Below are 14,022 nucleotides of genomic sequence, written 5' to 3'. Positions count from 1 at the left end.
TGTAATCGTCATTAGTAGGATAATAAATTAAAAACTAAGTTCTTCCATTTCCATGATATCCTCCATTACTGCTGACTTTTTTTCTAAATAATCTTTAATAATTGGTTCGAGATCATACGTTTCAACATCAATATTCATTGCTTTGGCATAATAAAACACAGCGCTAACGGCAAAAAAGAAATGATTTTTTTCAGTTGGACCACAGTGAACGCTTATCCATGCCAGTGTTTTTTCGCATTCCTCTTCGGAGAAATTGTAATCGTTTATTAACCACGATTTGAATTTTGGAAGTATAAACTCTACTTCGCCATGTGTATAAATTTCGTGTATCAAAGTTGTCAGTAATGCGATCATGATATCTTTATTTCGCAACGAATTTTGATCTTTCCAGGCTTTAAAATCGCAAGCACTTTGATTTAAATACCTACGCAAAAGCCAATCATCATCTGTACAAATTGTAGTTGCCATAGTGTAAAACATCTGAGAATGTAAAATTCTACCTACTACTGCCAAATCTTCATCTACAATTCTGTTTAAACTTGTGATAGCCTGCAATAGTGCTTTTTCGTCAGCAACAGGCTGCTTTTTATGCACTAGCATCGTCATACGATTGCTAATTCCTGCCACGGTCATGGCACTATTATTGGTTTGGCTCCAACTATGAAAAAACCGTTGTAAGCGTTCTTTCTCCTGAACTTTCGATGTCAATTGATTAAAACTTTTTTCGATTTTTGAAAATGCCTCCAACTGATTAGGCAAGAATTTTAATAGTTGATCTTTTAAATGTGATTCCTCCATCCCTTCAAGAACCGGAAGGATAATTGAGCTTAAATTGGTCATAATTATTTGATTTTAACAGGTTAATTAATAGGTTAATTTTGATTACCGAAGTAGCTTTATTTAAAAAAACGATCAAAAGCACTGGAAAAAGAAAGTTTTATAATTGTTCTTTTAGTAAACCTACTTCATAAAAATCAACGATAAATACAAAATGTTACAAATGCATTAATTTTGGGTATGAAATGATAATTTAATGCAATAAGAAAATGAGAACCTTAAATAAAAGTTTGCTGCTTGTTTATTTAAAAAAATATCAGCTGTCAGGTAAAAAGTCTAAAGTTGGTATTGCTTTAAAATATTCTTTTTAATAAAATTTCTTTTGAACTTATATAGTAATGCCCTTTGCCAAATTTTTTTGTGTCTGTAAACAAATACTACTTTATGGTTTACAGTACTCAGGTTATTCATGGCGTGTCTAAACCAGCGTAAACTTAGCATTCCGGCTAATTGCAAATCAAACTCATTGGTGCTTTTTACATAACGACTTACCGTTGGAGGAACCTTCAATTCATTCCAATGGGTATATTTCTTTCTTGAAAGACTTCCCTGAACTTCTGTTACCCGGATATAACTTCCGGTTAACAATCCTATTTTGGAAGTTTTATTTTCAACAACTGATTTTAAAACTCTATACCAAAAGTCGACTCCCTCATTTAACAAAGAGCCAATTTCATAACGGTGCGTACCTATACATTTACGAAAAACAACAACATTACTGCCACGCCCCATAAAAAAATAAGGTGAACTAACTGCAAACAAAGGATTAGGCAAGACATACAACTCGTTGTTTACAGGTCGAAGGTGTGCTTTTATTTTTTTGATTTCAGGATACTTTATTCCAGAGGGATGAAGTTTAATTCCAGCAACCAGAAAATGAATTTGTTCCTGGTGCATATAGTGTGCAGCAGTAGTAATAAATTCTTTTTCATAATAATCATCTGCATCCAGAAAACTGATAAGGTCGCCTGTAGCTTCTTCCAGACCTCTGTTTCTGGCATTTCCAGGTCCTGAATTGGTTTTTAATGCAATGAATTTAATTTTAGTCTTAGCAAAAGCTGCTTTATATGTTAAAAAGCAATTTTTTGCAACCATCAAACTGGCATCCGTGCTTGCATCGTCAACTATAATTATTTCGTTGGGCTTTTTGCTTTGAAAAGCGAGAGATGTAATTGCTTTTTGAATATATTTTTCTTTATTAAATAATGGAATGACCACTGTGTAACTCAACATAATCCTGAACTATTCTTTATAATTAACTGCACAATAAAAGGTATAAAACACTATCCTTAAAACTCGAAATACTGAGAAATCCACAAAAAAGGGAAATTTCTGCCTGATTATGCTTGTTCTATTTTGAACGATAGTATTTAATTTTTCTGATTACATCAATATCTTTATGATGATATTGCTCTAACCAAACCGCTTCATCAAAGAAGCTGCAACGTGACTCAGCGATTACAATAATCGATTTGGTTAATGAAATCTGATGTAACTTTTTCAACAATTCTTCATATTGAAAATCAAAAAGAGGATTATAGAGATAAAAAACATTCCCATCAGCAATGTCCGTTTTTAAAATATCACCACAAATTGCTTTAGCATTTAGCAGCTGCTCTTTTTCGATCAGACCGGCACAAACCTGATGTCGTTCTTGTAGAATTTCGATTCCTTTAAACAGTGCTTGAGGATATTTTATAGCACCGTATAAAATAATATTTCCGTAGCCCGAACCCAAATCATAAAATACTGTTTTGCTTGTTATTTGAATACGATCAAAAAGTTCGAAAAGAAAACTGGAGGAGCCATATCTGAAGGAATTGAGTCCATGTTGAATTGTAATTTCGGATAAGCTTAATCCGTTTTCAATATCCTCAGCATATTGATCAATTTCAGTTTGAATTTTTGCAAAAGCTTCCATTTATTTCATCATTAATAGTTCTAGTTTTTCTAAAGAAAGTACTGCTTTCTTCATTTTTTCGGCATATTCATCATTTGTTTTCTGAATATCAGCATTGCAAAAAGTACAGATAGTTTCCTCTTCATAAACATAATTATCGCAGCCATTACACATTTTAAGTGCTTTTGGAATTCTGGGAGATCTGTTTGAATTATCTGAAACAACTACTGGCACATCATCATTAGGTGATTGTATGGCTACTATTTCTCCTTTTTCATTTTCAACGATAATTTCAAAAAGACCAATATCAAAAGAGAGTCCGGGAGCTTCTTGCGTTTTTCTTATACGTTCGTGGAGTCCTTTCTTTTTTAACTCCAAAGCGCGATAGTGGCAAAAGGGATTATTACCTCGTTTACCAAACAAGACATGACTTGTCCATGTGCAACCTGCCAGACAAGAAGATTCGTAATAGCAGTCTTTGCAGCCTCCCCATAATTCTTCTTTATTTCTATATCGGGAAAAAACCATTTCTTCGCTATATTTCCAGATATCTTCCAGCTTCATGTCTTTTACGTTTCCACCAGTGTATTCAGTGGTTGGCAAAGACGGACAGCCTTTAATTTTGCCATCTGCTTCAATACCAATTCCGGTGTGTCCGGCGGAACATCCTGTATAATATTTTTCGTTACCCTGTCTCCAGATATGTTCGTAAGGCCCAAAATAGCCTATGTTGTTTCCTGCCTGAATTAAAACATTATTAGCCAGAGCTTTTCTGTATATTACAATAAGGTTGTCGTAAAAATCTATTAATTCATAAGGCTGCAGTATTAATTCCTCCGAATTATCAACCGCATTTCCCATTGCAACAGCCAGTTGTATCTGCCAATTTTTTACATTGTTTTCTATAAGGACATCCAGAAGTTGATCCAATTCATTTTTACTGCTTTTTGTTATTACGGTATTTACACTGGAAGGTATATTGTGTTTTTTAAGTAATTGCAGGCAGTTAATTACATGTTCAAAAGAATCCCTTCTTCCTCTTATTTTATTGTGTGTCTCGGGCATTCCATCGATAGAAACCCCAATATTTCTTATTCCGGCTTTTTTGGCATCCATAATTCGCTCTTCGGTTAGATTATATGCCCCGGACTGCATGGAACATTCAATTCCACTCTGATTTATTCTTTCTATAATTTCAAGCCAGTCTTTTCTCAAAAAAGCTTCTCCGCCAATAATGGTAATTTCTCTTGTGCCAAGACGTTTAAGGCTATCAATAACTCCAAAACATTGTTCTGTAGTCAGTTCGCCAGGTCTTACTTTTCCAGCTCTCGATCCGCAATGCGAGCATTTTAAATTACAAGCTAAAGTAATTTCCCAAACGACATGCACGGGGGTAGCCGTTGCATAATCGTCTCTTACTCTATATCGTGTTGAAGTTTTTTCCATCTTAGATCGTTATTTAAAGTTCTAATTAATTATTTAAAAAAGCGGTTTAAAAAGTCTTGCTTTACAAACCGCTTTCTAATTTAGATTACTTTTTTAGCGCTTCAATTGCGTCAAGCAATTCAAGTAATGCTGCACTTAAATCTTTTTGTTCTCTTACAGTTTGTTTAGCCTGAGTGGCTACTGCAATCATTTTTTCTAAATCGTTTGAAGCTATGGCTTCTCTAATTCCTGCTGCATAAAGCATAATTGCTCCCATAATAGTGATGTTTATAGTTATCCTACTCTTGAGGTTTTTCGGTTACACCCTTGCTTTTCTGTACAAGTCAGTTAGATATTAAATTGGTTTTGAATTCTTTTATTTTTTGCCTTTCAGCGAATCAATCGCATCTAACAATTCAAACAAAGCAGCACTTATGTCTCCTTGTTCTTTTACCGTTTGCTTTGCTTGCTCAGCAACAGCTTCCATTTTTGCTAAATCATTAGAGGCAATAGCTTCTCTAATTGCTACTCCATACATTGGCATTACTCCCATAACTATTCTGTTTTTTATAATTAGTCCTACTCTTGAGGTTTTTCGGTTACACCCTTGTTTTTCTATTCAGGTCAGTTGATTTTTCGAATCGTTTTTACCTTTTACTTTTTCTTTTTTAACGACTCAATCGCTTCTAGTAATTCCAGCAAAGCCACATGCATATCTCCTTGTCCCTTCACTATTTGTTTTGTTTGCTCTGCGATGGCTTCCATTTTAGCCAGGTCGTTTGAGGCCATAGCCTCTCTAATTGCTGCTCCATAAGGCATTATTACTCCCATAATTTTATTTTTTTAGTTATTAATGAATTATTCGAATTTGATTTTACCTATAAATAATTGCTTTTTATTTGTATCTGTTTTAATTTTTAGAATCTAAACTCTTGCAAAAAAAGTGCAGGTTCGTTAGGACTCAAACAGGTTAAATTACCCATCGTAAAAGTTTTGCCTTCCTTGTTTTTCCCAGTAATCATAATATTTTTCATTCCGGCTCTTAATGTACCAAATCGCTTACCACCGGTTACTTCAATCCCCATTTCGTGAGGTGTCCCTGTTTTAGTGGCGATCACATTCCCCGATCCATTTTCAATTAGCATGATCTCTCCAATTGCAGGAGGCGGGAATAATTGACTCACCGTGACATCTGTAAGAGGACCGAGCGTAATATAAGCGGGCTCTACAGTAGTGCCCATATTAATTGCTTCAGATTCTGGTTTGTTCATCGTAATGGTTCTGCCAAATTGCGGCTGATCACTCGTATTGGTACAATACATCCAAGGGGTAGTAAAAGGGGGTTCGTCTTCTGTCTCTCCCATTGCCACATATCTTTGATGCATACCAAGTTTAGCACTTTGACTTACTGAATCTAGATCCAGATTATAAAATACCGAAATTATAAGTGTGTCCACAGCATAAGTTCCACTAGCTCCTTCAATAACCGGAAGAATAACCGGTCCAATGCCTCCTCCGCTCCAATCTACGTAAGGATATACATTTACATTTTTAACTTTTACAGGTATTGCTTGCATAAGAATTAATTTTTATTCCTACTCATGAGGCTTTTCAGATCCGCCTTTCCATTTCACTGTGCGAAACAGTTCGTTTTTTATTCTCGAGGGACATTTCTCAACAAACATGTTTTTATGAATCCTACTACTTTTCTTTTGAAGAAATACATCAGAAACAAATCCTGAAAATAAATTTTTGACAACTTTATTTTCTGTAATAAAATTACATCAGAAATGAAATCGGAAATAAAAAAATGGTATGGGAAGGAGATTTTTACGTATGGGTACTGTAAAAATTATAACAAAACAATTTATTATTTTTAATCAACTTATTATCAAGACTTAAAACAGTTAAATACAATCAGAAAAATAGCTTGTAAAAAGAAAAAAAATGAGAACATTTACTATTTTAAGGAATGCAGTTGTTATTAAATTTGTTCTTTATTCCTGGATTTAAATGTTACAATAACTTCTCTTTTTTACTGCCTCATTATACTTTAATTTATTTGAGACCTTCTTTCATTGTTGTATCTGATACAAATTATTGTGTTCCTTTTTATTGATTAATTCTTCATCATTTATATCCTTAGCTGATACATCTGAATTATTAAAAAATAAGAAAAGCCACTTAGGGAATCTTGGATATTCCAGGTGCTCAAAATTGTAGAAACAAAAACTCTTTGAGAGCAGGATGTTTTATTAAATTCTCATCGAAAGAAATACAACAATTGATTTCACTTTTTCGGACAGTCTTTCTGAAAAACATCGTTATATCGACAATCCTATTGTTATTGAACAATGTTGCCCTGCGAATAAAAAGGGAAAGTATCAACAGTTATTTCCTGTTGCAGTAACGCAATATCCAGGCTGCCATCATCCTCTGTTTTTATGTAATTTGGTTCTGGCAAATACCGTAATTGAAGGTGCGGATGATACACCGTTTTTCTGCCTTTGCGGAAATACGCACACATTACCGAAAAACTACTATTGGAGCAGACCAGAATATCGGCTTCAACAAAAGATTTAAAAATAGAATGAATTTGATCGTAATTTTTTTCTTCACGATCAGAGCCAATTATTACTCTGGTATGCTTTCTCTTATCAAACCGCTGTAGAATATCTTCTGCATTTTGTTTTTCGGTGTAGATATTAAAATAAACATTACCAGTACCATACGCCTTTTCGATATGCAAAATGATATTTTCGTAATAATCCATATCAAACATATATCTTACTGCAAATGGACTTGTAAAGTGCTGCGGAAATTTTTCTCTGTCATAATCTGTTCCTCTATTAATATGAACAGCAACTTCTACAGGCGATTTGAATTTATTTATTTTTAAAGAGTGAAGTTCATTGAAGTTCTGAGATACTTCTTGTTGAATTTCGGCAAAAATATTTCGAGTCGTTCTTCCCTCCAGATACCAGGGTATCGTTTGAAACGGATGAATTCGCAAAGCATTTTCTAAGATTACCAGTGTGTCATTACTCCTTTTAGGCAAAGCTTTTTCAAAATATTGTAATAACTCTTCATAATCATCAATTCCGCACCATAGAGGTCCTTCAACCCTTACTATATTTTTATATTTCAATTTACGATCTGCTCTTTCTACAACCGGATATCTAAATCCAAGTCCAAAATAATCCAAATATTCGTAAGGAGTATGCACATAATTTAAATTAAATAAGCGACCAATAGTAAGACCGCCTAAAGCATCTTTCAGTTGATGACCGTGATTTCCTCCTGAAGTAAATTCTATTGTAAAGTCCATTTTATATTTTTTATGAAATTTTATTTTATGATTCTCTTTACTGATTTTGCCGATTCAAACATATAATCAACATGGGCTTCTCCTTCTAAATACTCGTAACCATGCTTTTTTTTCCGACTGATTTCACTCATTCGATTGACATATACTTTATGTTTTTTGTATACATAATCTTTACCCAGATATTTATAATGTAGCAGTTTTAATTCAATTCTTGAATCTACATTTGAATTTTCATAAAAGACAGGATTACACAAATGTGCGCCGGGTCTGTAGTTAATCTCTTTTATTTTTTTGGGGTCAAAAATGATTTGTTTATCAAACCTTTCAGATCGCACTCCATGTTTAACCTGCTCTGTTATCCCTTTTTTATAGTCGGCTGGAAACTCATGACTCATCATATTGTATCCCATTACAGCAGGCAGAATTATATTTTGCTGTTTGGCCTGTACTAACTTTTCCTGTAAATTTTCATCATATAAAAATTCATCCATATCACAAACAATGACATAATCTGCGGTACTTCCTTTCCAACAATTATTTTTTGATGCTGTCAATTTATCTTCTACGAATTCATTTCCCGAATCCAGAGATTTGAATACTACATTTTTATAAGTACTGGCTAAGCGCATTGAATCATCTGTACTCTGATTATCAATTATGGTAATCTTACTACAGAATTTAGAATAATAATTTAAAGTATGCCGAATCATCTTTTCCTCATTAAAACAAAGCAGATAAAGCTCAACAGTAATAGTGTTGTTTGGACTCATAATTAGCCTGAGTTACTTTTATGGTTTCAATTACCAAAATATCTGAATCAACAACTTCGAAGAAAAATCTTCCAGTCCTTGGAGTTAAATATTTTTTTATTTCTAAAGTCAAAGCTATAGCAGGAACTTAAATACAAAAGAAAAAATGCCACAAAAAAAAGATTCCTTGTCATAAGACAGACAGAATACTCTTAGAATCACAAAAAAACAATCATCAGCCACCAAAGTACCGGCACGCTTTCGACCCAAAAAGAAGTATAATATTTAGAGCGTTTTGAATTCGCAAACAATATAAATGATATCAACATTCCAACCATAAGAAAATTGATGTAGAGATCACGATAATTACATGTTGAAATACAAAACTCCAGAAACCAAAACGGAATCAGTAACAAGAGTCCCAAAAGTTTCGTTTTTTTTACTCCGATTGTCTGCGGAACGGTTTGTAAATGCGGATCATCATTCGCTAAATCAATAATTTCAAAAACCAGAATCAGTACAAAAACGAGAATAAATCGCTGGATACATTTTATAAAAAAATCAGTAGTGAACAGAATTTCGGCATTTATTAGAGGTAAAACCAAAGTTACCCCTACCCAGCAAAGTGCTACAATATAAATTTTTACGCCAGCCCAGTTTCTGGCATTTTTTTTATTTGGAAAAAAAGGAAGTGTATAAAGCGCCGTTATGGCAAATATTCCTATAGATACAATTTGGGTAATCTGTTTCAATTGAAAAAAATAATAACCAACCAAAATCACCGAAACAAAACTCAAAACAGCAATAATTTTCAGCTGACTTCTAATCGGATTTTTCTTCACCCGAACCAACGCATCATATTTAACAAAATTATACCCCACAATTGTTCCGAAAAAAACAAACAAAGCCATGGGTTCATCATACTGAATATGAAACACATGAAAAGTAATCCGTACCAATGCATAACAGGACAAAGCCACATGAATACTGCTATTGAGGTAAAAATCAAATATTTGTTTTAGTGGTTTCATGTTTCAAATCTAATCAATTGTTAATAAATCAACTCTTTGGTTGAAAAATTCATAAAAATTGAAGTTAAAAATACCCATTAAATTATTAATAATACTTAATTTTGCGCCACAAAAAACAACACATTTACTATAAAATGTAATAAACCTTGTATAACGCAAGATTAATCTGAATTATACTTTGCAAATTACATTTCTCTTTAAAAAAACAGACAGTTACAAATGAGAACAGATGCTTTTGCTTTAAGACACATTGGCCCAAGTAAAAATGACCTTGAACACATGTTCAAAACAATTGGTGTTACTAATATGGATCAATTACTTTATGAAACATTTCCGGACGGAATTCGTTTAAAAAATGATTTAACCCTTGATCCTGCCATGACCGAATATGAGTATGCTGCTCACATCATGGAATTAGGCAAAAAAAATAAAGTTTTCAAATCATATATCGGTTTAGGATACCATCCAACTATTGTACCTGCCCCAATTCAAAGAAATATTTTCGAAAATCCGGGATGGTACACAGCATATACCCCTTATCAGGCTGAAATTGCCCAGGGACGTCTGGAAGCTATTTTAAATTTCCAGACTACCATTATCGAATTGACGGGGATGGAAATTGCAAATGCTTCGTTGCTTGACGAAGGAACGGCTGCTGCCGAAGCGATGGCGTTATTATTTGACGTTCGTACACGCGACCAAAAGAAAAACAATGTAAACAAATTCTTCGTTTCTGAAGAAATATTACCACAAACTTTATCTGTACTTCAAACCCGTTCTACTCCAATCGGAATTGAATTGGTAGTTGGGAATCACGAAACATTTGATTTCTCAAACGAATTTTTCGGGGCTATTCTGCAATACCCTGGAAAATACGGGCAAGTAAATGATTATGCTGCTTTTATCGCTAAAGCAAAAGACAACGAAATCAAAGTAGCTGTTGCAGCAGACATCTTGTCCTTAGCTACCTTAACTTCTCCGGGAGAAATGGGAGCTGCTGTTGTGGTTGGAACTACGCAACGTTTTGGTGTTCCAATGGGATATGGAGGGCCTCACGCTGCCTATTTTGCAACTAAAGATGAATACAAAAGATCTATGCCGGGACGTATCATTGGAGTATCTGTTGATACAAACGGAAACCGTGCTTTACGTATGGCTTTAGGAACCCGTGAACAGCACATCAAACGCGAAAAAGCAACTTCAAATATTTGTACAGCTCAGGTCTTATTAGCCGTTATGGCCGGAATGTACGCTGTTTATCACGGCCCAAAAGGTTTAAAATATATAGCAAATAAAGTGCACGCATCGGCAGTTACTACTGCTGACGCTTTAAATAAATTAGGCGTTTACCAAACCAACACCGCTTTCTTCGACACTATTTTAGTAAAAGCCGATGCTCAAAAAGTAAAAACTGTTGCAGAAAGAAACGAAGTGAATTTCTTTTATGCTGATGCCGATACAATTTCGATTTCATTAAACGAAACCACTTCAATTGCCGACATCAATCAGATTATTAGCATTTTTGCTGAAGCTTTAGAAAAAGAAACTTTAACGGTTTCTGAGTTAACTGAAGCGAGTCAATTACCTGCTTCATTAGAAAGAACTTCCTCTTTTTTAACACATGATGTTTTCAACAACCATCATTCTGAAAGTCAGTTGATGCGTTACATCAAAAAATTAGAGCGTAAAGATTTATCATTGAACCATTCTATGATCTCATTAGGCTCTTGTACCATGAAACTAAACGCCGCTTCAGAAATGTTGCCGTTGTCTATGCCAAACTGGAACAGCATTCACCCATTTGCCCCAATTGAACAGGCAGAAGGTTACATCACAATGCTTAAAAAATTAGAGGAACAATTAAATGTAATTACTGGTTTTTCAGGTACAACATTACAGCCTAACTCTGGTGCTCAGGGAGAATATGCTGGTTTAATGGCGATTCGTGCTTATCACTTATCACGAAACGAAGGGCATCGTAATGTATGTTTAATCCCTTCATCTGCACACGGGACCAACCCGGCTTCTGCAGCGATGGCCGGAATGAAAATCATCGTTACCAAAACCACTCCGGAAGGAAATATAGACGTTGAAGATTTAAGAGAAAAAGCGATTGAACACAAAGACGATTTGTCTTGTTTAATGGTAACGTATCCTTCTACTCACGGAGTTTATGAATCTACTATTATTGATATTACAAAATTAATCCACGAAAACGGCGGATTAGTTTATATGGACGGTGCTAATATGAACGCGCAAGTTGGATTAACAAATCCTGCCACTATTGGTGCTGACGTTTGTCACTTAAACTTACACAAAACTTTTGCTATTCCTCACGGTGGCGGCGGACCAGGTGTTGGACCAATTTGTGTGAACGAAAAACTGGTACCGTTTTTACCAACAAACCCAATCCTTAATGTAGGCAGTGAACAAGCGATTACAGCCATTTCATCTGCACCTTACGGATCAGCTTTGGTTTGTTTGATTTCTTACGGATACATCACCATGATGGGAGCTGAGGGATTAAAAAGTGCTACCGAACATGCTATTTTGAATGCCAATTATATGAAATCCCGTTTCGAAGGACATTATCCTATTCTTTATACTGGAGAATGTGGAAGAGCGGCTCACGAAATGATTTTAGACTGCCGTTCCTTCAAAGAAAACGGAATCGAAGTGGGTGATATCGCAAAACGTTTAATGGATTACGGTTTCCACGCGCCAACAGTTTCTTTCCCGGTTGCAGGAACACTTATGATCGAACCTACAGAATCTGAAGATTTAGCCGAATTAGACCGTTTCTGTGATGCTCTTATTGCCATTAGAAAAGAAATTGAAGCGGCAACTGCTGACGACAAAAATAACGTATTGAAAAATGCACCACACACATTAGCAATGTTAACTACAGATACCTGGGATTTTCCATACACCAGAGAAAAAGCAGCTTACCCGTTAGATTATATCGCTGAAAATAAATTCTGGCCATCTGTTCGTCGTGTTGATGATGCTTATGGTGACAGAAACTTAGTTTGTTCTTGTGCTCCTATTGAAGCATATATGGAAAACTAAAGTTAGTTTCTTAAAACATATCCAACCCCGACACGTTTTAAAAACCTGTCGGGGTTCTTTTTTAGGACAGCCTCGTTTGTTTGACAAGAAACCAAAAGTAATTTAATTCTGAAAACTGTTTATTGTTATTAAAAATTAAAGATTAGATTTTTTTGCATTACTAAAGTTCTGTAATAAATTAGAGGTTTTAAAACCCAAACTGAAACCAATAAAAGAGAATCAAAACCAAGCCAGTTTTGGCTTGGTTTTAAAATAAATTAAAATGATAAAATATATATGTACCACCATAATACTGTCTTTTACAAGTTTAAATGCACAGAAAACAAGTAATACTTTAGAAAATAATCAGTTCAAAGTTAATATAATATCTCCTGGCTTAACTTATGAAAAAAGATTAACAGAATCTACAACCCTATCAACCGACTTAAACCTAAGTACCGGTTTTGCTTATGATAGTAATTCAGGAACCAAGATTTTGGCTACACCTTACATAAGACCGCAGTACAGATACTATTATAATTTTGAAAAGAGAAATTCAAAAAGCAGAAACACTAAAAATAATTCTGCGAATTTCATAGCATTAAGCGGAAGTTACTATTTCAAACCAATCAATAATTCAGACTATGTAAGTGTCTATGATGGATTAACCTTAGGAACAGTATGGGGACTGCAACGAACGTACAAAAGCGGAATAAATATTAGCTTAATTACAGGCACAGGCTATAATTTTGGAACCAATGAAAGAACAGCCAGCTTTGTTCCGGTAATAAATTTTACATTAGGCTGGGTTATTGGTAAATAATAAAAAAATGAAAAAAATTATAGGTCTTTTCTTTGTAATTTCCATAAGCTCTTTCGCTCAAAAAATCAGGCCTTTTGTTGGAGTTTCAGCTTATATTCACACAGATTTTGATAAATCAGTTATTGGAGATCTAAAAGCTGGAGCTGAGTATAGAGCTTTATACTATCTAATGCCAGAAATAGAAATTAATTTTATGTACGGAGTTCTTCAAAACGTCACGAATCGTAATGACATTGGACTTGTTATATCTGAATATTCCAGAAAAGCATCTGTTATAAATTACAGTTTCAGCCCCAAAATCATTCTTGGCAATAAGAATCCAGACGGCTCTGGTTATATCCAGATTCTTCCTAAATATACCTATTCAGACATTTACGCTAAAGGAACTACTTTCAAAAGAAATCCGGCTAATTTATCGCAGCCGCTTGAAGAAAAAGAAAAAGCTTCAAGTAGCCAACATTCTTTTGGAATTGGGATAGGGTATGTGACAGCCCTTTCAGATAATGGATCACAGTCATTAGCATTAAATATTTATTTAAATAATGTTGATCTAGGGAAAGCACTAAATAAATTAAAACATGATAAAACATTTAACACAGAAACTGTAATAGGCATTGGACTTAACTATTACTTTAGTTTAAAAAAGAAATCATGATCTTAAACACGTTTTTAAAATTCAAAAAAATATCATCTTTTCATTTACTAGATAATTAAAACCCTGAAATTATTAATATTTTTCAGGGTTCTACTTTTTGAACAGCCTCTTTTTATTTTAAAAAATAATAAATCTAAATTTCAATCGTTTGAAATCTCTGTAAAATTAAAAAATCATTAAAAAATAATCATTTTATTACTTAAAAAATTACTATTTCATAATTATA

The 14,022-nt window shown here is 34.1% G+C and carries 14 protein-coding genes; 3 read left to right on the top strand and 11 right to left on the bottom strand.

Annotated elements, in window-relative coordinates; translation table 11 throughout:
* Positions 1–27: 27 nt before the first annotated feature.
* From DMB65_RS04845 to DMB65_RS04795, 11 genes are all read right to left on the bottom strand, one after another.
* Positions 28–840: a hypothetical protein gene (locus DMB65_RS04845; protein ID WP_110305548.1), complete on the bottom strand. Its 813-nt coding sequence runs from the start codon at positions 838–840 to the stop codon at positions 28–30.
* Between the two features lie 273 nt (positions 841–1,113).
* Positions 1,114–2,070: a glycosyltransferase family 2 protein gene (locus tag DMB65_RS04840; RefSeq protein ID WP_110305547.1), complete on the bottom strand. Its 957-nt coding sequence runs from the start codon at positions 2,068–2,070 to the stop codon at positions 1,114–1,116.
* A 118-nt stretch (positions 2,071–2,188) separates the two neighbouring features.
* Entirely contained in the window at positions 2,189–2,758 is a 570-nt protein-coding gene (locus DMB65_RS04835) for a class I SAM-dependent methyltransferase (RefSeq protein ID WP_110305546.1), read from the bottom strand.
* The gene (locus DMB65_RS04830; RefSeq protein ID WP_110305545.1) at positions 2,759–4,183 is read right to left on the bottom strand and encodes a radical SAM/SPASM domain-containing protein; all 1,425 of its coding nucleotides are present in this window, start codon (positions 4,181–4,183) and stop codon (positions 2,759–2,761) included. It lies immediately after the preceding gene.
* Positions 4,184–4,268: 85 nt separating this feature from the next.
* Entirely contained in the window at positions 4,269–4,439 is a 171-nt protein-coding gene (locus tag DMB65_RS04825) for a DUF1843 domain-containing protein (protein ID WP_110305544.1), read from the bottom strand.
* A 99-nt stretch (positions 4,440–4,538) separates the two neighbouring features.
* Positions 4,539–4,715, bottom strand: coding sequence for a DUF1843 domain-containing protein (locus DMB65_RS04820; RefSeq protein WP_110305543.1), 177 nt, complete (start codon positions 4,713–4,715; stop codon positions 4,539–4,541).
* 101 nt (positions 4,716–4,816) lie between these two features.
* Positions 4,817–4,993: a DUF1843 domain-containing protein gene (locus tag DMB65_RS04815; protein ID WP_110305542.1), complete on the bottom strand. Its 177-nt coding sequence runs from the start codon at positions 4,991–4,993 to the stop codon at positions 4,817–4,819.
* 86 nt (positions 4,994–5,079) lie between these two features.
* Entirely contained in the window at positions 5,080–5,739 is a 660-nt protein-coding gene (locus DMB65_RS04810) for a hypothetical protein (protein ID WP_110305541.1), read from the bottom strand.
* Positions 5,740–6,506: 767 nt separating this feature from the next.
* Entirely contained in the window at positions 6,507–7,490 is a 984-nt protein-coding gene (locus tag DMB65_RS04805) for a hypothetical protein (RefSeq protein WP_110305540.1), read from the bottom strand.
* A 20-nt stretch (positions 7,491–7,510) separates the two neighbouring features.
* Entirely contained in the window at positions 7,511–8,260 is a 750-nt protein-coding gene (locus tag DMB65_RS04800; RefSeq protein ID WP_230470608.1) for a glycosyltransferase family 2 protein, read from the bottom strand.
* A gap of 197 nt (positions 8,261–8,457) precedes the next feature.
* The gene (locus tag DMB65_RS04795) at positions 8,458–9,270 is read right to left on the bottom strand and encodes a UbiA prenyltransferase family protein (RefSeq protein ID WP_110305539.1); all 813 of its coding nucleotides are present in this window, start codon (positions 9,268–9,270) and stop codon (positions 8,458–8,460) included.
* A gap of 219 nt (positions 9,271–9,489) precedes the next feature.
* On the opposite strand from DMB65_RS04795, the gene gcvP reads away from it, so the two are divergent.
* The 3 genes from gcvP (at position 9,490) to DMB65_RS04780 (ending at position 13,796) form a co-directional block, all read left to right on the top strand.
* Positions 9,490–12,339, top strand: a complete 2,850-nt coding sequence (gcvP, locus tag DMB65_RS04790; RefSeq protein WP_110305538.1) for an aminomethyl-transferring glycine dehydrogenase — start codon at positions 9,490–9,492, stop codon at positions 12,337–12,339.
* 262 nt (positions 12,340–12,601) lie between these two features.
* Positions 12,602–13,141: a hypothetical protein gene (locus DMB65_RS04785; protein WP_110305537.1), complete on the top strand. Its 540-nt coding sequence runs from the start codon at positions 12,602–12,604 to the stop codon at positions 13,139–13,141.
* A gap of 7 nt (positions 13,142–13,148) precedes the next feature.
* Complete coding sequence (locus tag DMB65_RS04780) at positions 13,149–13,796, top strand: hypothetical protein (RefSeq protein ID WP_123955267.1); 648 nt, start codon at positions 13,149–13,151, stop codon at positions 13,794–13,796.
* Positions 13,797–14,022 lie beyond the last annotated feature (226 nt).

The sequence above is a fragment of the Flavobacterium cheongpyeongense genome, from assembly GCF_003202435.1.
In the GTDB taxonomy this organism is placed as follows: domain Bacteria; phylum Bacteroidota; class Bacteroidia; order Flavobacteriales; family Flavobacteriaceae; genus Flavobacterium; species Flavobacterium cheongpyeongense.
Note: the sequence above shows the minus strand (reverse complement) of the source record. Positions and strands in the feature narration are given on the sequence as shown.

Excerpts from the sequence above, each read along its gene's own strand:
- DMB65_RS04805 (WP_110305540.1), bottom strand. The coding sequence starts at position 7,490 with ATGGACTTTACAATAGAATTTACTTCAGGAGGAAATCACGGTCATCAA.
- DMB65_RS04800 (WP_230470608.1), bottom strand. The coding sequence starts at position 8,260 with ATGAGTCCAAACAACACTATTACTGTTGAGCTTTATCTGCTTTGTTTT.
- DMB65_RS04835 (WP_110305546.1), bottom strand. The coding sequence starts at position 2,758 with ATGGAAGCTTTTGCAAAAATTCAAACTGAAATTGATCAATATGCTGAG.
- gcvP (WP_110305538.1), top strand. The coding sequence starts at position 9,490 with ATGAGAACAGATGCTTTTGCTTTAAGACACATTGGCCCAAGTAAAAAT.
- DMB65_RS04815 (WP_110305542.1), bottom strand. The coding sequence starts at position 4,993 with ATGGGAGTAATAATGCCTTATGGAGCAGCAATTAGAGAGGCTATGGCC.
- DMB65_RS04830 (WP_110305545.1), bottom strand. The coding sequence starts at position 4,183 with ATGGAAAAAACTTCAACACGATATAGAGTAAGAGACGATTATGCAACG.
- DMB65_RS04780 (WP_123955267.1), top strand. The coding sequence starts at position 13,149 with ATGAAAAAAATTATAGGTCTTTTCTTTGTAATTTCCATAAGCTCTTTC.
- DMB65_RS04845 (WP_110305548.1), bottom strand. The coding sequence starts at position 840 with ATGACCAATTTAAGCTCAATTATCCTTCCGGTTCTTGAAGGGATGGAG.
- DMB65_RS04840 (WP_110305547.1), bottom strand. The coding sequence starts at position 2,070 with ATGTTGAGTTACACAGTGGTCATTCCATTATTTAATAAAGAAAAATAT.
- DMB65_RS04825 (WP_110305544.1), bottom strand. The coding sequence starts at position 4,439 with ATGGGAGCAATTATGCTTTATGCAGCAGGAATTAGAGAAGCCATAGCT.
- DMB65_RS04820 (WP_110305543.1), bottom strand. The coding sequence starts at position 4,715 with ATGGGAGTAATGCCAATGTATGGAGTAGCAATTAGAGAAGCTATTGCC.
- DMB65_RS04785 (WP_110305537.1), top strand. The coding sequence starts at position 12,602 with ATGATAAAATATATATGTACCACCATAATACTGTCTTTTACAAGTTTA.
- DMB65_RS04795 (WP_110305539.1), bottom strand. The coding sequence starts at position 9,270 with ATGAAACCACTAAAACAAATATTTGATTTTTACCTCAATAGCAGTATT.
- DMB65_RS04810 (WP_110305541.1), bottom strand. The coding sequence starts at position 5,739 with ATGCAAGCAATACCTGTAAAAGTTAAAAATGTAAATGTATATCCTTAC.